Source organism: Streptomyces sp. A2-16 (assembly GCF_018128905.1).
Classification (GTDB): Bacteria; Actinomycetota; Actinomycetes; order Streptomycetales; family Streptomycetaceae; genus Streptomyces.
Window position 1 is genome coordinate 4,288,458 of record NZ_CP063808.1, and the last position, 20,999, is coordinate 4,309,456.

Here is a 20,999-nt window from a genome sequence, read left to right on the forward strand (position 1 = left end):
TTTCGCCCGCTGTTGTCGTGGCTTTGTGGTGCCGAATGCGGTCAGGCCTTGCCGAGCAGGCGCCAGATCTGGTTCTTCTTCGTGGCCAGGGCGCCGGGCGCGTCGCATGTCCATTGGTGGATGAGTGCGCCGGGCGCGGTGGAGACGGCGCTGACGTCGACGCACTTGCCGCTGTGGACCGCGACCAGTTGGTAGTCCTTGCTGTTGCCGAGCGCGCTGACAGGGCTGAGGGTGAACATCTGGTTCGTGCCGCCGCCGCAGGTCCACTGGATGACGGCGGCGCCGTCGGCCGTGGAAGCGCCCGAGACGTCCAGGCACTTGCCACTGTGCTCGTTGACGATGGTGTAGGTGTTCGCCCGGCCGGCGACCGGCTTGAAGTCGAGCATCTGCTGGTAGCCGCCCTCGCAGTAGTACTGCTGGTACTGCGTGCCGTCGGCGGTGCTGAGATTGGTGTCGTCAAGGCACTGACCGCTGTGCTGAACGACCGCAACCGTGGACACGGTCGTGTTGGACGGTGGCAGCAGCGTCACGGTGTAGCCGTCGGCGGCGTCCGTCCACGGCACGCTCACCGAAGCCGAGTTGTTGCTGACCGTCAGGGTCTGGTCGGACACCGTCACCGGACCTGTCACCGCGCCGCCGCCGTTGTTCGGTATGCGCTGGACTGTCGCGCGCACCCGGCCGTTCTCCACGACCGAGGTGGTGTCGAGACGGTTGAGGTTGACGGTGACGTTCCCGGTGTTTCCGTTGCTGCCCAGCAGGATCTTCGCGTTGCGCGCGGAGTTGTCCTTGGTTGCCAGCCCGTCGGTGTTCGTACCGGGCGTGAGGTTCACGATGTTCCCGCTCTGGGAGCCGTAGTAGCGGTACAGGAACCACTCGCCGAGCGGCAGATACTGGCTGCCGGTCTTGGTGAGCAGATTCGCCTCGAAGTCGTGCAGGTTGGCCCCCCACGCCCAGTTGGCGCGCAGGCCGTCCGCTCCGGCCCGCTCCAGACGGGAGATGTACCAGCCGCCGCGACCGGGGTTCTGCTCGCTGCTGGCGCCGTACTCGTTGACCTGGAAGGGGCGGCTCGTCGTCATCGACCGCGCCGACAGCAGGGTCTTGAGGGAGTTGCTGTGGGCGACCGGGTCGCCGGGGAGGTCGTGCCAGCTGTAGATGTTCGGCTCGACGTTGTTCGCCTTCACGTAGTCGAGGTACGTGGTCCACCAGCCGTTGTCCACGTTGGGATGGCCGCAGGTGCTCGCGCCGACGACGACGGCACCGGGGATGGCGGCCCGGATCTTCTGGTAGGCGCGCTTCCACATCTCCAGGTACTGGGGCATGCCGGAATTCCAGAACCCGGGACAGTCGGGCTCGTTCCAGATGTCCCACTCGATGTCGGTCATGCCGGCTGCCTTCACGTCGGAGAGCAGGCGGTCGTAGAAGGCGTCGAAGCTGGACCAGTTGCCGTTGTCGCCGGGGAAGGTGGGGCTGGTGGTGCCGTCGGCGCCCCACAGGTCGTGCGGCAGGATGACGAAGGTTCCGCCCAGCGCCTTGGTGCGCTTGTACTGAGCCAGGGTGGAGTTCCACCGGCGGTCGTACTTGCCGGCGACCCAGCCTCCCGGGCTGTCCAGCTGGGCGCCGCCGGCCCGCTCCAGCTTCCACTTGATGTCCTTGTAGAAGTGGTCCTGGGGGAGTGAGCCGTCCTCGGTCATCCCGTAGAGGGTGCCGGAGGCGTGGTAAGTGGGGGCGCCCCCGGCCACGGAGAAGTCGACGGCGACCGAGGTGTCGGCAGCGCGTGACGAGACGGCGGGCATCAGGGTGGCGGCCAGGGTGGCCAGGAGGACGGCGGCGGAGGAGAGGGCTCGGCGTCTGGTACGGGGTGTGCGCCTGGTCGGTGCGGAGAGCGACGTCATCGTGCGACTCCTAACAGGGTGAGGGGAAACCCGTGGGGGAGGGGACTGAACGGCGGCGGAGCAGGCGGAGGTTTCTGGCGCAGGTGTCTCGTCGGATCGGCGCAGGTGCCCTGTGGGGGATCGCGGGTCTTCGGCTCGTCGGGCCTGGGGGTCAGTCGCTCGCCTTGTGGAGCTGTCGAACCGATTCGATTCTTTGCAGAGAGAGGGGGGCAGGCGCCGGTTCGTCAGTCGAGTTGACGAGCCAGGATGGACTTCGTTGGTGGAACCGTTCGTCTTCTCGGTCGTCGAACCGGTTCGCGTGAAGTGAAGGTAGGAGTCGCCCGGTTCACTGTCAACGCCTTGCACCAAATTTCCCGTGACAGGCCGGAAACGTCAGTGTGCGGGGGTCGATGCCTGGGACAGGGCGCGGAGTTGGCTCTCGGGGGCGGCGGTCGGCCTGGAGGGCCTGCGGCGCAAACCGGCCCGACGAGCCCTACCGCCTCGCGCGCTCGCGGCTGCGGTAGCACGTGCGGGCTCCGAGCAGGCTGTCATCGGAGCGTCTTCGGCTCTCTCGCCGCAGTCCATCGGCATGGACGTGGGGGCAGTCGCCCCGGCATCGGATGGCCGGTCACCGGCTCCATCCGGATCCGGCCGAGTTCCGGCCCGCCGAGCCTGGACCGGCGAAGCCGCCATCGTGCCAGTCGGCAGTCGCGCTGAGATCATGATGGCGAACTGAGATCAAGGTGTCCTACGGCCTCGACCCAGCGGTGGGGCCTGGCGGCCATCGACCTCAAGTGGGGGAAGCGGCACCGCCGTTGCTCGGGCGGAACACACGACCAGCCGACGCAGGGCCAGTCCGCCGTGCACCAGGCGAACTGCTGCGCCGGCATCGTGAGTCGACGTTTGTCTCCTGACTCGGGCGGGCTCGGCCTTCCACCGAGCCCGCCCGGGCCGCGGTCGTACGGGAGTCGGCCGTCAGCGCTGCAGCGTCAGCAGACCCGGACGGTAGGGCAGGAGGCCGTAGTCGCCTCCGGAGTTGGGGCTGCGGCCCTGGTAGAGCAGCTGCAGATTGCAGGGATCGACGGTCATGGTCTGGTCGGCGCTGGTGCGGATCAGTTCGCCGTGGCTGATGTCGTTGGTCCAGGTGGCGCCGCTGTTGGCCTTGCCGGCGAAGGGGTTGCTCTCGGTCGCGGCCTGGGGTGTCCACGAGCCGTTGAGGCTGGTGGCCGTGAACGAGCGGAAGTAGCGGCCCTGAGAACCGATCGCCTCGACGATCATGAGGTAGCGGTTCTGACCCTGCAGCTTGTAGACCTGCGGGGCTTCGAACAGGTTGTTCGTCGTATCGCTCATGACCACTGTGGAGGTCGCGCCGAAGCTGCCGGGGAAGTTCCCGATCGGCATGCTGGCGCGGTAGATCTTGCCGTTGTCACCGGCGAAGAACAGGTACATGTTCGTCCCGTCACCGATGACGGTCTGGTCGATGGGGCCCGTGCCGGATCCGGAGATGCTGCCGGAGAAGAGCACCTGAGGCGATGACCAGCCGTTCGGGTTGGTGGGGTCGCTCGACGTGCGGTAGGAGAACGCGGTCCCGCCCCACTGGTAGGCGAGCACCCAGATGTTCTTCGGTGCGAAGTAGAAGAGCGTGGGCGCGACCGTGGACGACGACATCGTGTTCTGGCTGGCCGAGCCCATCTCCGACCAGTTGGTGAACAGGCCGAAGTTCATCGAACCCCAACGCGTCCCCGTGTCGTGGGTCGTCGCATAGACGAGTTGCCTGCCGTTGTACGGGACGACGGTGAAGTCCTTGAGCGAGACCCACCCGGACTTGGGCTGCGCCAGCGCGCCCGTGGAGGTCCAGCGGTAGGTCGAGGGAAGATCACACGCCCCGGGGGTGTCGCTGCCCGCCTTGACGAGCTGCCACTGCTGGTTGGTGCCGCCCCAGTCGTCGTACTGGACGATGTTCGCGTTGTCGGCGGTGGAGGCACCCTGCACTTCGAGCGCCTTGTTGCTGTGCCGCGAGATGAGCCTCACGTAGCCGTCCGAGCTGTCGGCCAGCCGCCATTGCTGGTTGGTGGCGTTGAGGTCGGCCCACTGCACGATGGAGCCGCCGTTCGCGGTGGACCAGTTGTAGAGGTCCAGCACCTTGCCCGAGTGGCGGGACTTGAGGCGGTAGTAGCCGCCCCCGGAGTCGACGAACTGCCACTGCTGCTGGTTCTGGTCGTTCCTGGCCCACTGGGTGATGCGGGCGCCGTCGTTGGTGGCCATGTTGTAGACGTCGAGGGCTTTGCCGCTGTTGCGGTTGACCAGCACATACGACGCGTTGGGGTCCACTGTCGCCGCGCTGGCGGGCTGAGCGCCGAGGAAGGCTGCCACGAGGAGCAGCGGCGAAAGGACGGCGAGCAGGCGTCTGATCGGCACCGTGGACGGGTGGCGTAACCACATCTGAGGGCCTCCTTGGGGACGGGGCGAGGTGGCGTCGGCGAATGATGGAGCGGGCGTACCGGGAACGAGGATCGATCGAAACATTCGGGAACTCCCCGGATGCTTCGATGCCACAAGCTAGAAATGTGATGTCCCGCGGTCAAGGTCTCTCACTGTTCTGTCTGCAAACAGTTGCTCCCCCTGGGGCGTGGCCGAGTGGTGCACCGATCGCGGGCAGTTGAGAAAGGTGCACGTGGGCGCACTTTCCCTGGTCGAGGCTCAGGCTCAGAGGTGTCCGTCTGCAGTGGTGCCGGAGGCTGCACATCATCGAATGTTTCGAACAGGAAAGTGAAACTTTCTCTGCGGGATGTATTGACGATCCACCGTCAACGCGTCAATCATCCCTTCTCCGAGGGGCGACCAAGTTTCGAGATTTCGAACCGCATTGGCCATACGCACCCCGTGCCGCACGCCGGAACCAGGCGCCACCGCACAGGGTGCCCGCGCACCACAGCACCACGGCACCTGCGCCACGGCCGGCGCTCTTCCCCTGCGCTCCCGTCATTCCGTGATGTCCACTTTGGAGGCACAGTCATGGGTTTGTACGCCCGTCCCGGACCCGTAGTCCACCGAAGGAGCCGCAGTCTGCTTCTCGCGCTGCTCATCGGCGTCCTCAGCACGGTCGCCGCACTGGTTTCGCCGCCTGCCGCGCACGCTGCCGAAAGCACGCTGGGCGCCGCGGCGGCGCAGAGCGGCCGCTACTTCGGCACCGCCATCGCCTCAGGCAGGCTCGGCGACTCCGCCTACACATCGATCGCGGCACGTGAGTTCAACTCGGTGACGGCCGAGAACGAGATGAAGATCGACGCCACCGAACCGCAGCGGGGACAGTTCAACTTCACCGCCGGCGACCGCGTCTACAACTGGGCCGTGCAGAACGGCAAGCAGGTCCGCGGACACACCCTGGCCTGGCACTCCCAGCAGCCCGGCTGGATGCAGAGCCTCAGCGGCAGCACCCTGCGCCAGGCGATGATCGACCACATCAACGGCGTGATGAACCACTACAAGGGCAAGATCGCCCAGTGGGACGTCGTGAACGAGGCCTTCGCCGACGGCAGTTCGGGCGGTCGGCGCGACTCCAACCTGCAGCGCACCGGCAATGACTGGATCGAGGTCGCCTTCCGCACCGCGCGCGCCGCCGACCCGGCCGCCAAGCTCTGCTACAACGACTACAACATCGAGAACTGGACCTGGGCCAAGACCCAGGGCGTGTACGCCATGGTCCGGGACTTCAAGCAGCGCGGCGTGCCGATCGACTGCGTCGGCTTCCAGTCGCACTTCAACAACGACAGCCCGTACAACAGCAACTTCCGCACCACCCTCCAGAGCTTCGCCGCCCTCGGCGTCGACGTGGCCATCACCGAACTGGACATCCAGGGCGCCTCCGCCGCGACCTACGCCAACGTGACCAACGACTGCCTGGCCGTCTCGCGCTGCCTCGGCATCACCGTCTGGGGTGTGCGCGACACCGACTCCTGGCGATCGGAGCAGACACCGCTGCTGTTCAACGGCAACGGCAGCAAGAAGCCTGCCTACACCTCCGTACTCAACGCACTCAACGGCGGCACCTCCACGCCGCCCCCGTCGGACGGCGGAACGATCAAGGGTGTCGGTTCGGGCCGCTGCCTCGACGTCCCCAACTCCAGCACTACCGACGGCACTCAGCTCCAGCTGTGGGACTGCCACAGCGGCACCAACCAGCAGTGGACGTACACCGCCGCCGGTGAGCTCAGGGTCTACGGCAACAAGTGCCTGGACGCCGCCGGCACCGGCAACGGCACCAAGGTCCAGATCTACAGCTGCTGGGGCGGCGACAACCAGAAATGGCGCCTGAACTCCGACGGAACCGTCGTCGGCGTCCAGTCCGGCCTCTGCCTCGACGCCGCCTCGGCCGGGACCGCCAACGGCACGCTGGTCCAGTTGTACGCCTGCTCGAGCGGCAGCAACCAGCGCTGGACCCGGGCCTGATGCATGGAACGTGAACCCGGGTCGCCGTCGTGATGGCGGCGACCCGGAGGACGGGACCGCCTGCCCCAGTGGGGCCCCGGGTGTTCAGATCCAGGGGAGGAGCGTGTCCGGATCAAGGCGGGAGCTTGTCTGGATCAGGCGGGAGCCGGGCGGATTCATGGGATCTATGCTGTTGGCCTGAACCAGCGAGTGCTCGCCCGCCCCCTCGGGTGCGGGCTTTGAAGCTGCCGACGAGCCGGGGCAGGGTGATCGAGGGTGGGTGGCGCACGAGCAGGGGACGTGGTCGTGTGGTCGCCCGGCTGCCGCGCAAGGCTCATGATGGCGCGCTTATCACTCCTACCTTTCAGGAGATTCAGTGCGATCCACTGTCCGTCAGAGAGTTCTTTGACGGCCCGCACCGAGGCGGGTCCGGTTGCGGAAGCTTCGGCAGCCGAGGTCACCGTTTCCTCTCCTCGGCGGCGGGACCGCCGAGTTCGGCGCATTGGCCGCAGTGATGCCTCCGCACCCCACAAGGAGTCCGCATGGCAACACGAATCCGCCGTCGCACCATTCTCGCCGCCGGAGCGGGCGCTGCCGGCCTCTCCCTGCCCGGCGTCGCCGCGTACGCCGACGACCGCGGGACCACCAGAGTGAGATTCACCCTCAACGCCCAAGTGCTCGACGGCGGCGAACAGGTCACCTCGATCACCCTCAGGACGGCCGGACTCGGCCCGATCGATCCAGCCAGTCTGACCACCGGCACCTTCGGCGTCCACGCGAAAGCCACGAGCCCGATCCCCATCGCCCCCGGCGACGTCATCTTCAGCGAGTACGACCTGGACCGCACGGTGACCGCTGCTCGGCTCGACGACCGCGGCGACATCGTGCTCGAGCTGAGCCACGGCGAGGGCCAGGCCGGGGCCGGCACGCTCGGCTACATCGCGGGCAAGAGCCGCAACGTGATGCTCGACCTCACCTACACCCTCACCCAGCGCGCCCCGATCACCTTGTGCGATCACCGGTCGATCACCATCGACAGCTTCGTCCAGAACCCTCGCCTGTCGGACCCCGAGGTGGACGCGTTCAGCTCCCACATCTCCGGGTCGGGAATGAAGTACCGGCTGTACTCACCCGCGCGTTCCCATTCCTCCCGAGGGCGCAGGCGCCCGCTGATCGTCTGGCTGCACGGCGCGGGTGAGGGTGCCTCATTACCCGACAACTACTACGACAACGAGACCACGCTGCGAGCCAACCGCGGCGCACTGGGCTTCGCCACCCCGCAGGCGCAGCGCATCTTCGACGGCGCCTACGTCCTCGCCCCGCAAAGCACCTCCTACTGGATGGAGAACGGCCCCCGCTACGCCCCTCTCATCCACGAGATCATCAGCGACGTCACGCGCAGGAACCACGTCGACCCCAACAGGATCTACGTCGCAGGCTGCAGCAACGGCGGCTACATGAGCATGAAGATGACCACCGTCTATCCCGAACTGTTCGCCGCGTCCGTGCCGATCTGCGGCGTTGTCCAGGCATTCCCGGCCGGAGGTGCGCCGCTGATCCCCGACAGCGAGCTGGCACGGATCACCACCCCCACCTGGCTCGTGACCTCCCGCGACGACCCCACCGTGGACCCACAGGCCAACACCGTCCACGCGCACGACGTGATCCCCGGCTCGCTGATGACCCTCTACGACCAGGTCGTCTGGAACGGCTACCGGTTCCCGGGCCACTTCTCGTGGATCTACGTCGCCCGCAACGACCCCAGCATCGACGGAACGCACGTCTGGGAGTGGATGGCCGAGCAGCATCGCCAGTGAGTGGGCGCGCTCACGAGGCGTTTGAGCTTGGCCCGGGCGCCTTTGACGTGGCGGTTCTCGGTGCCGGTTCCCAGGCTTTCGCGGATGTCCTTGGCTTGTGGGCTGTGTTCGTCGTCCTCGTAACCGGGTGAGGATGTAGCGGTATGTATGTGGACGGCAGCGATTCCGGGTGATTTCCAGGCGCTCCAGCCGGTGCTCCAAGGCGGCGAGTTGCTTACTGAGCTGGGCGATCTGCTCGCACAGGCGGGCTGCTTCCTTGCGGCTCGCGGCTTGTCGTCGAACTGGGCCCGGTGAGTCGGCCGGGCTGGTGAGGTGCCGCGGATAGTGCACCACTGCGCGTACTTCGCTCACCATGCCGGTCTGCGGATCGCTCGTAATGATTTCATGCCTGGCAAGGGGCGGGGGACACAGCGGGGTTGGCCGGGTACACCGGCCCAGGTGCAGCGGTCGACCGAATTGCGGTGTCCGGGTGAGCACGGCCTCCCGGGAATTCTGTCGGGCTGCCGTGCTCACGACCGGAGGTGCTCAGAGGAGCCGGTTGCCGGTCAGCTCCAGGGGGAGGCGGTGAGCCAGCTGGTGTCCTGGGCCCATGAGGACGTGGAGTCCCAGGCGTTGGATCCGCCGTTGCTGGCTATGTAGGCCGTGTAGTTGTAGTGGCGGAGGTATTTCGTCGGGTAGTTGACGGACTGGAAGGAGTGGCCGACCCCGCTGTTGCCCGTCGTGGGGCAGAAGGTGGCGTCCTGAGCGAACGCTCCGCCGCCGTCGTCGGTGTTCAGGTAGAGCTCGTAGTTGTAGTGGCGCAGGTATTGGCCGGGGTTGTTGGCGGACTCGAAGGACAGGCACGAGCTGTTGGCCAGGCCCGCGCGGACGATCCAGGTTGCGTCGGCCTTGTCGGTGGCCGAGCTGGAGGAGTTGATGCCGGAGATGACGACCTTGGTGTCGGCGTCGTCGTGGCGGAGGTAGTCCGAGGTGCAGCAGGGGGACGTGGTGGCCTGCAAGGAGATCCGCGAGCCGGGCGTCAGTGCGCCGGTGCCGGTCGAGCCGCTGTTGTAGCCGGCGGCGGTGATGTTGGCCTGCACGGCGTTCTCGGTGGCGTCCGAGGGGTAGCCGGAGGTCATGACGCCTTCGTAGAAGGTGCCTTGGGCGCCCTTGCTGTTGTCGCCGCCGATGCCGAGGATGATGGCGCCTTCTTTGTGCATCGGGTTGTATCCGGAGACGTTGGGTCGTACGCCGCTGTAGTAGGTGGACAGGCCGCCCGACCGGGCGTCACCGCCGCGGATGGCCCACTGGTTCGGGCCGCCCTTGACCATGGCGGTCAGGAAGCGGTTGTTGACGGTGGGGTCGCCGGAGTTGAGGGTGCGGTTTACGCCGGAGAACAGGCCGTTCTCGAGGTCGGCCATGACCCAGGGGCCGTTGCCGCTGCCATAGCCCCACGCCTTGCTGTTGCCGAAGTAGATGGCCTCCATGTGGCCGTTGCCGGTGTCGGTGCTGCTGGTCTCGGCGTTGCCGTAGTCGAAACAGCAGCCGCCGTTGAAGTGCGTGCCGTCGAAGATCGCGTACATGCCCTCGGGCTGGTCTCCGGTGGCGATGCCGTTGGTGTTGTTGTTGCGGTATCCGGTGCCGGGGGCGACGTAGACGCCGTACGCCTCGTGCCCGCCGACGGTGACCGGCGCCTCGAAGGCGTTGGCGAGGTTGTCCGGTCCGCCGGCGGCTCCGCCCGCGGGTGCCTGGGTGAGGTTGTTGCCCTTGCCGGACTGGTCGTAGATGACGGTGATGACACAGCTGGTGTTGGCGCAGAAGGTGTCCTGGGCGGCGGCGTTCGCATATCCGCCGGCGCTCAGCAGGCCGATGTTCAAGGTGGTGCTGTCCGAGGCGCGCCTGACCTGGTAGAGCGGCCCGTTGTACGTCCCGTACAGGGCGCGTGTGGTGCTGTGCGCGGCGACGCACGGCGTGCCACCCGCCGCGTAGATGTCGCACGGCCCCTGGGTGGCGGCCTGAGAGGCGGTCGTCGTGGCGGAGAGGAAACCTGCGGCCAGGGCGGCGGTGGCACCTGCCGCGAGGAGAGCGCGTCTGACTCTGCGTATCCACCGTGGCTTGATCATGTGGAACTCCTTCACAGGGGGGTGATGTGCGCGTCGACGGTCCCGATGCCCGCGTGGGCGGACTGAGTGGGCCGCGTGGACGCCTCCGGGTACGTAGCGATGTCGGTCCTCATCGGCAACGGACCCGGGGCTTGGTGCTGGTCAGCTCCAGGGGGAGGCGGTGAGCCAGCTGGTGTCCTGGGTCCACAGCGAGGAGGTGTCCCAGGCGTTGGTGCCACCGTCGCCGGCGACGTAGCCGGTGAAGCGGTAGTGGCGAATGTATTTGGCCGGGTAGTTGAAGGATTGCAGTGAGTAACCCGTGCCGCTGTTGCCTGACTTGGGGCAGAAGGTGGCGTCGGCCGCGAACTGGCCGGTGCCGTCGTCGGTTTGGAGGTGGAGCTGGAACGCCCAGTGCCTGATGTACCTGCCGGGTGCGTTGGCCGCCTCGAAGGAGACGCAGTTGCTGTTGGCCAGGCCGGCGTGGACGATCCAGGTGGCGTCGCCCTTGTCGGTGGCCGTGCTGCCGGCGGTGACCGGCGCGATGACGACCTTGTCGTCACTGGTGTCGTGCTGCAGGTAGTCGCTGGTGCAGCAGGGGGAGGTGGCCTGCAGGGCCAGCCTGGCGCCAGGGGTGAAGGGGGTGGAGGTGCTGTATCCGGCCGCGGCGATGTTGGCCTGGACCGCTGCGTCGGTGGCGTCGGAGGGGTAGCCGCTGACCATGGCGCCCTCGTAGAAAGTGCCCGCGCTGGCGTTGTGGTTGGTCTGGCAGCAGTCGCCGCCGCTGCCGAGGATGACGGCGCCCTGCTTGTGCATCGGGTTGTATCCGCTGGGCAGTGCGCCGCTGTAGAACTGGGTCAGACTCCCGGAGGCGGCGCTCGCACCCTTGAGGGCCATCTGTGTGGTGCCGTTGTTCTTGAGCATCGCGGTGACGAAGTGGCTCGTCTCGGAGACCTGGTTGGGGTTCCATGCCTTGCTGCCACCGGTGAACAGGCCGTTCTCCAGGTCGGCTTGCACCCACGGGCCGGTTCCGCTGCAGCCGCCGAACCAGCATTCGGTGCTGAAGTTGATCGCGTCCATGGCGCCGTTGCCGTCGGCGTGGTGGTCCGTCTCGGTGTTGCCGTAGTCGAAGCAGCAGCCGTTGTTGGCGTGGGTACCGCTGGTGATCATGTACTCGCCCTCGGGTGCGCTGCCGGTCGGCACGCCCCCGGTGGAGTTGTAGGCGAAGTAGCTGTTGCCCGGGTTGATGTACAGCGCGTACGCCTTCTGGCCGCCCACACTGACCGTTTCGGTGGTCGCATTGGCCGCCGTGTCGGCGCCGCCCGTCCCGCCGGGGCCCTGGTAGACCAGGGTGTTGCCGCGGCCGGTCTGGTCGTAGAGGCGGGTGATGACGCAGGTGGTCCCCGCGCAGAAAGAGTCCTGTGCCGCGGCGTCCGCGACGCCTCCGGCGGACAGCACCCCGATGTTCTGCAACGCGCTGTCCGATGCTCGCTGCACCTGGTACAGGGGGCCGTTGTACGAGGCGAAGAGTGCGCGTGTGGTGCTGTGCGCGGCGACGCACGGAGTGCCACCCGCCGCGTAGATGTCACAGGGTCCTTGAGTGGCGGCGTGCGACGCGCCGCTGAAGGCGATCAGGCCGGCGAAGGCGAGCGCCAGCGACGCCAGGGAGACGATCACCCCTCGGCGCAGTCGGCGGAAAATGAGCAGGGCAGGCACCTGGAACTCCCTTGGTCGTCGGTGCGGAGCGGCAGGCCACGCCCCAGCGCGGTGCACCTTGGGCTCTGGGGTGGGCTGAGAAGGGATGAGGGCTCAGGTTGTTAGCGCTAACAATTTGAGGGCGAGGTGGTCACCGCTGAAGAACAGGGGTGGATGGACATGTATGGCGAGCGGTCTGGCGGCGCGTGCTCGCCCTGATTGTTAGCGCTAACAATGCGGGAAGTGATCCACCCGATACTGGGTCGGCCGGATCAAGGCATGACTATCGACGAACGCCCCATCGCCGTCAAGAGGTTGAACGGCGCGTTCCACAAGCGTGGAGAGGTCTTTACGGTGAAGAGATTCGATAGGAGTTCGGGAGCCGTGCGTGAGCCGATTCCGTTCCATGACGGGCAGCGACGCCCGGGGCCCGGCACTTGGCCGAGCAACACACGCGACTTGATCAGCGTCGCTCAAACGGAAGCACGCCCCGCCGGCCCGCACATCTGCCCCTCCCCGGCGCCGGCCATTCCTGCGATCGGATGCGACCTGGCCCGCGCTGCCGGTGAGGCGATGGCCGAGCGGACCGCCTGGCGGAACTGCCGGGACGACGGCTGGTGGAGTGCCTTCGGCAAACGCAAGGGCGGCGGGAAGAATGCCAAAGCTGGCCGGTCCACGAGGACCTGGTGCGTCGGAGCTTCACCGCGGACGGGCCGAACCGGTTGCGGCCCACGGACATCACCGAGCACGCGACCGGCGAGGGCAAGCTGTATCTGTGCGCCGTCAAGGGTGTGTACTCCGGCCGCATCGTGAGCTACTCCATCGATGCCCGGATGAGGTCCGACCTCGCGGTGGCCGCGCTGGAGTCCGCCGTTGCCCGAGGCGGCCCCGCCGCGGGATGCATCGTGCACTCCGACCGCGGATCGCAATTCCGGTCCCGCAGGGTCGCCGCCGTTCTTACCCGGCACGGCCCGGTCGGCGCAATGGGCCGGGTCGGGGCCGTCGGCGACAACGCCGCAATGGAGACCTTCCTTCCAGTGCCGCAGAAGAACGTCCTCGACGGCCGCGTCTGGGCCACCTGCCAGGTGTTGCGGATCGCGATCGTCACCTGGATCTTCGCCGGTACAGCCGAGGCCGAGGGCGCCAACCCCGATGCCCTCCCGTCTCAACCGCGCCGCTGACGGGCGGCTCGGCGTCTCTGACAGCGCAACTCGCGCCACTGGAAGCCTCCGAGAGCCTGACCGTCTGCCGATCGGCGCTCGTGCCGCACCACCGGCTCCAGCCGGCCGTACGCGATCAGGTTCGGATCACCGAACGCGGATGAGACCGCCGCTGCGGCATGGGTGAATTGCATCTCGGAAATGCCTTGCCAATCGTGCGTGATGTGGTCCGAGAGAAGCTCCATCATCGCAGGTCGCAAGGCACTTCTTCGTTTCTGGCTGAACCATCCACTGGCATGGAGCCGGTGGATACGGGTTGAGTGCACGATGCGGAGATATTCGATTGGTGTCTTCGACCACCCGGCCGAGTCCGGCGAGTAGCGCCGAGGAGCCGAGACAGTGGCGCTTTCGGGTTGCCTGCCGCTCCGATTCAAGGCGCTCACAGTGGTCGAACCCGCGGACCATCGTCTGAAACTCCCACGCCCCAGAGGCATGTTGCGGCGACTGGGGCTTCCCCGATGGAGGATCTACTTGGGTGAAACATTTGTCAGCCCGCTCGCAAGGCCGTGCCGGAACGCCGGGCGGGTGCTCCAGCCGTCGGCACGTTTTGATCGAACGGCCACGTAAGGCGTGCGACCGGATCCGGCGGGCGACAGGGCAGTGCAACAGGAAGAGGGCGATGGGGTGAGGGAGGAGGCCCGGCTCGCTCAGACGCGGGGTGGAGCGGATTGGCTCCTTCTGGTCCCGGTGGCGAGCAGAGCGAAGCCCAGTGCGAAGCCGAGCATTGTCCATACGCCGCGGGGCCAGAAGATGTGGCTGTCTGTGAAGGACCAGCCGGCCACCAGGAGAACGACCGTGCCGGGAATGACTCGCGCGCCGTGTTTCGGGAAGAGCGCGATGGCTGTGGCCACGACAGCTACGAGGAGGGCGTAGGCGCCGACCTGCCCGAGCAACTCACCCGTGTGGTAGAGCGGGTACTTGATCGGCCCTATGGCGGCTGTTCGGGCAGCGTGCTCGACGGCGGTGCCCGCCGCGATGCCGGCCACCGCGTCGAGACCGGTGTAGAAGGCCGCGTAGGTGAACGCACTCGCCCAGGCCACCGCCGTGGCGAAGCCCGCGAGGTCTGGGCGGGGGCGGTGCCACAGAGGGACGAGGAGGCCGAGCGTAAGCAGTGGGAAGATCGGCAGGAGCATGATGTGCAACTGCGTCCAGTCCGTGGCTGTCGCCCTCGACAGGCCATGAGGGTGCGTGGCCCCCGCCGCAGCCAGCACGAGTGGCGCGACAGTGGCGAGAGTGATGTTTCGGATGGTCGGCACGCTGTGATCGTAGGACCGTCACGTGACCTTAGACGGCTGCGTAAGGGCTTCGTAAGATCTTGGGTGGTGGCGTGGAACCGCTGGAAGGGGCCCGCCGCGGTGGTGACTTCCCTCTGGCGCGACTCCGGCCCAGCCGCTCATGCGCGAGCCGGTGCAGAGGACCTTCATGAGCCTCGTGGACGGATGGCGTCTTCCGTCAATGGCTTGAGGTCTCGGGGCCGGGAGTGTGTCACACACTGCCTCGCGACCAACACGCTCTGGAGCTGTCGGCCTCGCCGACCGCACGATGGCGGCCTTTACTGGCGGCAACCGTCAGACACTGGGGATCAATGGTGTGGCTGCGTCGCCCGGACTGCGCCTTCCGGACGACGTCAGTGCGGTCGGGTTTGACGGTCCGCCGTTCGCGGACTGGGTGACTCCGCGTCTGAATTGCCGTTCGCTCGCCGCTCGCCGCCCGCATGGCGCCGCAGCTGCTGTCCGGTATGCACGGGCCGAGGCCGCCACCGAGTTCGTGGCACGGCAGATCTTCATGCAATTGTCCTGGCGGGCTCACTGGTGCCGCCCAAGCCGGGTGCCCAAACCTGCCGGACACGTCCGGCCCGCGCGACTCACGGCGACGGAAGCGGTGACCGACGTCGAGCACTTCTGCCACGTCGGAACGGGTTCGGCGCCCCGGAGAGGAGTCTCCAGGGCGCCGGACCGCGATGGCAGCCTCTTACACCGCGACTATTCCCTCCATGCCGGATTCGGCGAAGGGAGGCAGTCCGGTGGCCGTGGTGACCTTAGTGAGGGAGCCGTTCCTGCCGATGCGGAAGCCGTCGACGGTGCCGGAGGTCCCGTTCTGTACGTACAGGAACCTCTCGTCCTGCGTCACCGCCAGGTCGATGACACCCTGGGACATGGCTGACGGCGGGGTGGCGATGCCGACCTCGTTGGTGAGCGCGAGCCGACCGTGGCGGTCGGTGCGGTATCCGGTGACGGTCGAGTTGCCGGTGTTGCCGCCGTAGAAGAAGTCACCGGCGCGCTCCAGCCAGCACAGCGTGTTCTGACCGTTGGCCAGGGGCTTCTGGACGACCTTGAGGCGGCCGTCGGCGAGCACTTTGTATGTACTGACCGTGGACTTCTCGGCCTCGGCCACCAGCATCCGGCCCGCCTTGTCGAAGGTGATCGCGAACGGCACGCCGCCGGCCGAGTCGTTGACCTTCGCCCGGTGTGCGGGACGTCCGTCGCGCCGCATGGGGAACACCTCGATGGTGTTGGCCGACTTCGTGGTGACGACCAGCTCACGGCCACCCGGCGTGAACGCGACCTGGCCCGGCGAACTGCTGAACAGCGGCACCTTGTCATTCTTCAGCCCCAGGGAGCGATACGACCCGCTGAGCGGCTTGAGTCCGGTGGCCGTGATCCTGAAGCCCTGGACGCTTCCCGCGCCGCCCGCGTTCATGACGTAGGCGAGATCGCCGGACACCGCGATGGACGAAGGGAAGTCCCCGCCCGAGCGCACCACGCGCCGGTCCGTCAGTTTCCGTCCCTCGACCCGGAACGAGGTCACGGTGCCGCTTCCCGCGTTGACTGCCAGCAGCAGATGCGAGCCGCGGTCGTAGACGAGTGAGCCCTGGGAGGCGAGGGAGTCGGTGGGTGCGTCGACCTGGTCGCCGCCCTTGCCGCCGGTCGCGTAGGTGCCCGCGGCGGTGAGCTTTCCGTCCTCGCCGCGCTTGAAGACGTGGATGGTGTTCCCGGCGAGCTCGTTGCCCTGTACGAAGACGGCGTGGTCGGCTCCCGCCTTGGCGCTCTTCGTTGTCGCGCCCTCGTGTGCGCGGGGGACTTCCCCCGCCGAGGCGATGGCCACCGTCGTCGCGACCGCCGCCGACGCGAGGATGGCGGTCCCGGCGATGGCCATCCGGACCTGCGACTTCGACCTGCGCCTGTTATGCCTGCTCACGTCTGACTCCTCGTACTTCGGTGCCACCGCCGGTCGGTGACGTGCAGAGTCAGAGTTGCGTGTGGGGCGGGTGGGATGAAGGTGTTTCGGTCCCGCGTCAGCTTCCCGTAAGAACTTCCGCTTGCCCCGGAGAACTTGGTGCCGGTCCGGCCTTCGGCTCGCCTGGCACCCTAGCTGCTCATCCAGCGGCGAGAAGACCCGGCATGGTGGAGTGCGGCCGGGGGAGCTGTGGTCGCCCTGTCGACGACGGCCGGTCTGACCGGGGGCTTCGGCTACTGCGCGTACAGGCTGGCCAAGTTCGCCGTGCGGGAGACAGGAGCCGTGACCGGCGCCTGTCACGCGGCTGTATCTCGTCGCATACATCACGAGCAGGACGGCGGGCGCGGTGCTCCCGTGTGGGGAGCTCGTGCTCCTGGCGTTCGCGTATGCGAGTACTGCTGACTGGCGGATCCGGGTTCATCGGGTGTCATGTCGTCGAGGCGATGACCGTACGGGGGACGAGCCGGTCGTGTTCGATCTGCGTGGCGGCGTACGACACAAGGCCAGTTGTGAAGAGCACCGTGATCCCGCCGAGCAGCACGATACCGAGCACGGAGGTGAACCAGGGGCTGCGCAGCGGACTGCGCCAGAAACCGGGAGAGGTGGGGAGTCGATGGTCGCGCATGTCCCGACCGCAGGTCGGTACGGGCCGAGGACGGGGCCCGCAACTCATGACGAAATGCTGACGTCCAGGCTCAACGGAGCCTCCCCCCGCCCTCCCCGGCCTAGCGTGCCGGTGTGAACCGCGATCTTCTCCGCGACCTCTCCGCGGCCCTGGCCGCAGCGCTGCTCGTCACGACGGCGGCTGTGATCGGCACCGTCCTAGAACACCGTTACGGAAACCTTCATGTCAGCTGGCCGCCGCTGTACGGCCATTGGGAGCCGCATGTCGGCCCCGGCACCCCCGCCGCGATCACGGTGGCCCTCGCAGTCGTCGCGTACGGGCCGCTCCTCGCCGCCCGGCTGCCCTGGCGCGCGCTGCTGTGCACTGCCTGGGGCACCGCCATGGCGTGGACGTTCTCGCTCGCCCTGGTCGACGGATGGCAGCGAGGAATCGCCCGGCGACTCACGACCAAGTACGAGTACCTCCAGGTCATCGACCCCGTCAACCGCTTCCACGACATCCCCGCCGCCCTGCGGGATTTCACCCACCACATCCTGATCCACTCACCCGACGCCTGGCCCGCGCACGTCGCCGGACATCCCCCCGCCGCCACCCTCACCTTCGTCCTTCTCGACCGCATCGGGCTGGGCGGCGGGGCCTGGGCGGGCGTCTGGTGCATCACCGTCGGCGCGACTGCGGCAGTTGCGGTCCTCATCACCGTACGAGCACTGTCCGGGGAGGCGCTCGCCCGCCGCGTCGCGCCCTTCCTGGTCCTGGCCCCGGCCGCAGTGTGGATGGGTACCTCCGCGGACGGGTACTTCGCGGCGGTGGCCGCCTGGGCCGTCGCGTTCTTCGCCCTCGCGGTCACGGGACTCCGGCCTCGGTCGGCTGGTCTCGCCTCCGGGCTCCTCTTCGGGCTCACCGCGTATCTCTCGTACGGGCTGACACTGTTCGCGGTGATCGCCGGTGGCGTCCTCCTGCTCGGCGCCCGACGGCTCCGCCCCCTCCCCTACGTAATCACCGGATTCGTCGTCGTCCCGGCTTTGTTCACGCTCGCGGGCTTCAACTGGTGGGAGGCGTACCACCTGCTGGTCACCCGCTACTACCTAGGGGCCGGCGGTATCAGGCCCTACGGCTACTGGGTGTGGGCCAACCTCGCGTGCACGGCACTCGTCGTGGGCCCGGCGACGGTGGCCGGGCTGCGACGGTCCGTCGGGACTTCCATCCGCCAGGGTCTTCGCACGTGCCTGCGCCGCTCCACCGCCGAACCCCGTCTTGCCCTGCTCGTCCTCGCCACCCTGCTCGCGCTCCTCGCCGCCGACCTCTCCGGCATGAGCAAAGCGGAAACAGAGCGCATCTGGCTGCCGTTCGCCATGTGGTTGCTCCCGGCATGCGCCTTCCTGACCCGACCCCGCGCCTGGCTCACCGCCCAGGCCACCCTCGCCCTGGTCCTCAACCACCTGCTGCTGACGGGATGGTAATCATGGCGACCCGGTTCAAGCCTGCGCGGAGAGCGTCACCGGTCACCGCAGCGGTCGCCCACCGCCGAATGCCTGCCATCCCGGGGGTGCCCCCATGTCTTTGGTCAAGGGGAACGGGGGTGTGCACCAAGAGCACCGGCGGAAGCAACACCACCACCTACGCCTACGGGCAGTCCGACCGCCTGACTACGGCGAACACCGGCTCCGCCATGGCGACCTACGTCTACAACGGTGACGGGCTGCACACCTCCAAGACCGTCGGTGGATCACGACATCCTGCACCTGGGACGCCGAGGCAATCCCCAACCTGCTTTCCGACGGCACCACGGACTACGTGCACAGTCCCGCCGGCAGCACCCGACAACAATCCGAAGAGATCAGTAACGGCGTTCGAGCACTGGACCGCCGACGAGCAGGACGAGCAGTGGCGCAAAGGAGACGGTCCCGGCCTGTGCCCGGCCGGGACCGTCGGTTCTCGTCGGAGCGGAGGTACTTACACGGCGGCCGGTGGGGCTCCGGCACGCGTCCGGCGCCGGCGCAGCGCGAACGCGGTGGTCATGGCTCCCGCGGTCAGGACACCCGCGCTGATGGCGATCGGCAGGGCCGGGGAGGTGGAGCTGCTGTCTGCGACGTTCTGCGCCTTGAGGTCCTGGACGTAGGCCGGGTACGGGGCGTGTGTGGAGGCGGACGTCGCCGTACGGCCGTAGTGGTGCGGGATCGGCTTCACGGACTTGACGGAGCCGTCCGAGTTCAGCAGCACCTGCTTGTTGTTGGGGTGCTTGAAGTCGAACATGCCGGTCAGGCTGCCCGCCCGCTGGTCGAAGGAGGCGTCGCCGATGCGGCCGGTGTGCCAATTGTTCTCGATGAACTTCGTGATCGACGTCTGCTCGGTGGCGGTGTGGTCGATCTTGTTGACCTTGCTGTAGGGGGAGATGGCCAGCAGGGGCTGGCGGGTGCCGGGACCGCAGCGGTCCGCGTAGCCGCCCTTGGCGGCCGGGCCCGCCTGGCAGGCGGCGCTGTCGAGGGCCTTGCCGTTGGAGCCGAGGGTGGAGTCCTTGGAGCCGTTGAGTACCTTCGAGGTGGCGTGGTCGTACCAGCCGTCTGAGTCGTCGTAGGCGACCATGACCGCGGTGGACTTCCACTCCGGGGACTGCTGGAGCGCGTTGATCTCCTTGACCAGGAAGTGCTGCTCGTCGACCGGGTCGGAGTAGCCGGCGTGGCCGTCCTGGTACTCGGCGGCCTTCAGGAAGCTCACCGCGGGCAGGTTCCCGGCCTTGAGGACGGCGTCGAAGTCGGTGAGGTCGTAGTTGTGGTTGGCCCGGCCGTTGTGCCCGATCTCGGCGATGCTCTTCGGGGCGAGGTGGTGCGGGTTGGCCGTCGACTTGTAGTAGGCGAACGGGTTGTGATGGGGGCTGTAGTCCTCCACCGCCGCGCCGCCGACGTTGGTGTGGGTGGTGCCGGCGCACTTCGCGTAGTCGTCGCTCGTGCCGTTCCAGGCGGTGGACGGACGGAAGCCGCCCTGGAACCAACCCCAGCTCACGCCCTTGGCGTTGAGGAGGTCACCGATGTTCTTGCCCTGCATCGACGCGAGCGCGCTGGTGGCGGTGTGGTCCTTGTCCGCGCAGTCGTCGTAGGCCGGGTCGGGGTCGTTGATGACGGTGCCGACACCCTTGGCGTTGGGGGAGACGACGGTGTACGAGTCGGGCTTCGAGGTCTGCTTCGGGTTCTCCGTGCCGGAGGCCGGGTCGACGGAGATCACACCGTGGGTCTGGCCGGAGACCAGATTGAGCGCACCGGGGGTGGAAGGGCCGTAGACCGAGCTGAACGACTTGTCGTTGAGCGCGTAGTGCTGGGCGTAGTTCCACAGGCCGGTGACGGTGTTGCCGTCGTAGTAGTCCATCACCAGGCCGGGCTCGCCGAAGAGCCCGGTGCACTTGCTGACCTCGGTGTTCTCGACGTACTTGTCGGCCCTGCCGCCGTCGGCCGCGTACTGCTCGGGACCGTAGGAGTGGTTCTGGTCGCAGGTCATCGCCTGTGAACCGGCCAGCCGCTTGGGCGCGTAGAGGTTCGGGTTCTTCTTCAGCAGCCCGGAGTTGAGGAGGTTGTTCGCCTTCGAGGTGTGCGCCGCCGCCTTGAACTTCGTGCCGTCGGTGTTCGCGGCCTGCGGGTAGGTGGCGAAGTAGTGGTCGAACGACACGTTCTCGTCGTAGATCACCACCACGTGCTTGATCGGTGTCGCGGTGCGCGTCGCGGAGTGGCCGGGGCCACCGTGCGCCGAGGCCGCGAAGGCGGGGGCCGTACCTCCCGCGGTCGCCAGGGCGGCGGCGCCGAGCAGGGCGCCCACGCGGGCCAGCCGGCCTCGCGCGCCGGGAGTTCTACCTGTGCCGATCATGCTGTCTGGCCTTTCGAGAGCACTGCGTTCCGCTGCCACGACATCCGTGGCCATGGCATCCACAACGGGATCCTGGGTCATCGTGTCGACGGACGGGGGAGCGACAACGACGGGTGGGCGAATGTTGGGTCAGGAAGTCCTCATGGTTCTTTGGGCTGTTCTTGACCGGTATCGGG

General features: G+C 67.5%; 12 protein-coding genes and 1 pseudogene. 4 read left to right on the top strand and 9 right to left on the bottom strand.

The window, feature by feature from the left end:
• Positions 1 to 41: 41 nt before the first annotated feature.
• On the bottom strand, positions 42 to 1,892 hold the full coding sequence (locus IOD14_RS19290; protein WP_280846118.1) for an RICIN domain-containing protein: 1,851 nt from the start codon (positions 1,890 to 1,892) through the stop codon (positions 42 to 44).
• Positions 1,893 to 2,846: 954 nt separating this feature from the next.
• Positions 2,847 to 4,313, bottom strand: coding sequence for a non-reducing end alpha-L-arabinofuranosidase family hydrolase (locus IOD14_RS19295; protein WP_212670893.1), 1,467 nt, complete (start codon positions 4,311 to 4,313; stop codon positions 2,847 to 2,849).
• A gap of 573 nt (positions 4,314 to 4,886) precedes the next feature.
• On the opposite strand from IOD14_RS19295, the gene IOD14_RS19300 reads away from it, so the two are divergent.
• Positions 4,887 to 6,320 (top strand): endo-1,4-beta-xylanase, encoded by a 1,434-nt coding sequence (locus IOD14_RS19300; protein ID WP_212670894.1) that lies wholly within the window; start codon positions 4,887 to 4,889, stop codon positions 6,318 to 6,320.
• A 521-nt stretch (positions 6,321 to 6,841) separates the two neighbouring features.
• On the top strand, positions 6,842 to 8,116 hold the full coding sequence (locus IOD14_RS19305) for a PHB depolymerase family esterase (protein WP_212670895.1): 1,275 nt from the start codon (positions 6,842 to 6,844) through the stop codon (positions 8,114 to 8,116).
• A gap of 545 nt (positions 8,117 to 8,661) precedes the next feature.
• Here the strand turns inward: IOD14_RS19305 and IOD14_RS19310 are convergent.
• A complete protein-coding gene (locus tag IOD14_RS19310; protein WP_212670896.1) occupies positions 8,662 to 10,218 on the bottom strand; it encodes an alpha-L-arabinofuranosidase B in 1,557 nt (518 codons plus the stop codon).
• A gap of 141 nt (positions 10,219 to 10,359) precedes the next feature.
• Complete coding sequence (locus IOD14_RS19315; protein ID WP_249125962.1) at positions 10,360 to 11,910, bottom strand: alpha-L-arabinofuranosidase B; 1,551 nt, start codon at positions 11,908 to 11,910, stop codon at positions 10,360 to 10,362.
• Between the two features lie 573 nt (positions 11,911 to 12,483).
• On the opposite strand from IOD14_RS19315, the pseudogene IOD14_RS19320 reads away from it, so the two are divergent.
• A pseudogene (locus IOD14_RS19320) lies at positions 12,484 to 13,004 on the top strand (DDE-type integrase/transposase/recombinase); the annotation flags it as partial.
• 50 nt (positions 13,005 to 13,054) lie between these two features.
• Here IOD14_RS19320 and IOD14_RS19325 read toward each other — a convergent pair.
• The 4 genes from IOD14_RS19325 to IOD14_RS19340 form a co-directional block, all read right to left on the bottom strand.
• A complete protein-coding gene (locus IOD14_RS19325; protein WP_212670898.1) occupies positions 13,055 to 13,297 on the bottom strand; it encodes a hypothetical protein in 243 nt (80 codons plus the stop codon).
• A gap of 459 nt (positions 13,298 to 13,756) precedes the next feature.
• Positions 13,757 to 14,365: a hypothetical protein gene (locus IOD14_RS19330; RefSeq protein WP_123993234.1), complete on the bottom strand. Its 609-nt coding sequence runs from the start codon at positions 14,363 to 14,365 to the stop codon at positions 13,757 to 13,759.
• Between the two features lie 715 nt (positions 14,366 to 15,080).
• Positions 15,081 to 16,307: a beta-propeller fold lactonase family protein gene (locus IOD14_RS19335; RefSeq protein WP_249125963.1), complete on the bottom strand. Its 1,227-nt coding sequence runs from the start codon at positions 16,305 to 16,307 to the stop codon at positions 15,081 to 15,083.
• Between the two features lie 466 nt (positions 16,308 to 16,773).
• Complete coding sequence (locus IOD14_RS19340) at positions 16,774 to 16,971, bottom strand: hypothetical protein (protein ID WP_212673533.1); 198 nt, start codon at positions 16,969 to 16,971, stop codon at positions 16,774 to 16,776.
• Positions 16,972 to 17,084: 113 nt separating this feature from the next.
• Between IOD14_RS19340 and IOD14_RS19345 the strand changes: the two genes are divergently transcribed.
• Positions 17,085 to 18,431 (top strand): hypothetical protein, encoded by a 1,347-nt coding sequence (locus IOD14_RS19345; RefSeq protein WP_212670899.1) that lies wholly within the window; start codon positions 17,085 to 17,087, stop codon positions 18,429 to 18,431.
• A gap of 493 nt (positions 18,432 to 18,924) precedes the next feature.
• Here IOD14_RS19345 and IOD14_RS19350 read toward each other — a convergent pair whose 3' ends face one another.
• Positions 18,925 to 20,823, bottom strand: a complete 1,899-nt coding sequence (locus IOD14_RS19350) for an alkaline phosphatase family protein (protein WP_212670900.1) — start codon at positions 20,821 to 20,823, stop codon at positions 18,925 to 18,927.
• Positions 20,824 to 20,999 lie beyond the last annotated feature (176 nt).

Coding starts and splice junctions, on each gene's coding strand:
- IOD14_RS19310 (WP_212670896.1), bottom strand. CDS start 10,218: ATGATCAAGCCACGGTGGATACGCAGAGTCAGACGCGCTCTCCTCGCG.
- IOD14_RS19290 (WP_280846118.1), bottom strand. CDS start 1,892: ATGACGTCGCTCTCCGCACCGACCAGGCGCACACCCCGTACCAGACGC.
- IOD14_RS19305 (WP_212670895.1), top strand. CDS start 6,842: ATGGCAACACGAATCCGCCGTCGCACCATTCTCGCCGCCGGAGCGGGC.
- IOD14_RS19300 (WP_212670894.1), top strand. CDS start 4,887: ATGGGTTTGTACGCCCGTCCCGGACCCGTAGTCCACCGAAGGAGCCGC.
- IOD14_RS19325 (WP_212670898.1), bottom strand. CDS start 13,297: ATGATGGAGCTTCTCTCGGACCACATCACGCACGATTGGCAAGGCATT.
- IOD14_RS19350 (WP_212670900.1), bottom strand. CDS start 20,823: ATGATCGGCACAGGTAGAACTCCCGGCGCGCGAGGCCGGCTGGCCCGC.
- IOD14_RS19340 (WP_212673533.1), bottom strand. CDS start 16,971: ATGCGCGACCATCGACTCCCCACCTCTCCCGGTTTCTGGCGCAGTCCG.
- IOD14_RS19295 (WP_212670893.1), bottom strand. CDS start 4,313: ATGTGGTTACGCCACCCGTCCACGGTGCCGATCAGACGCCTGCTCGCC.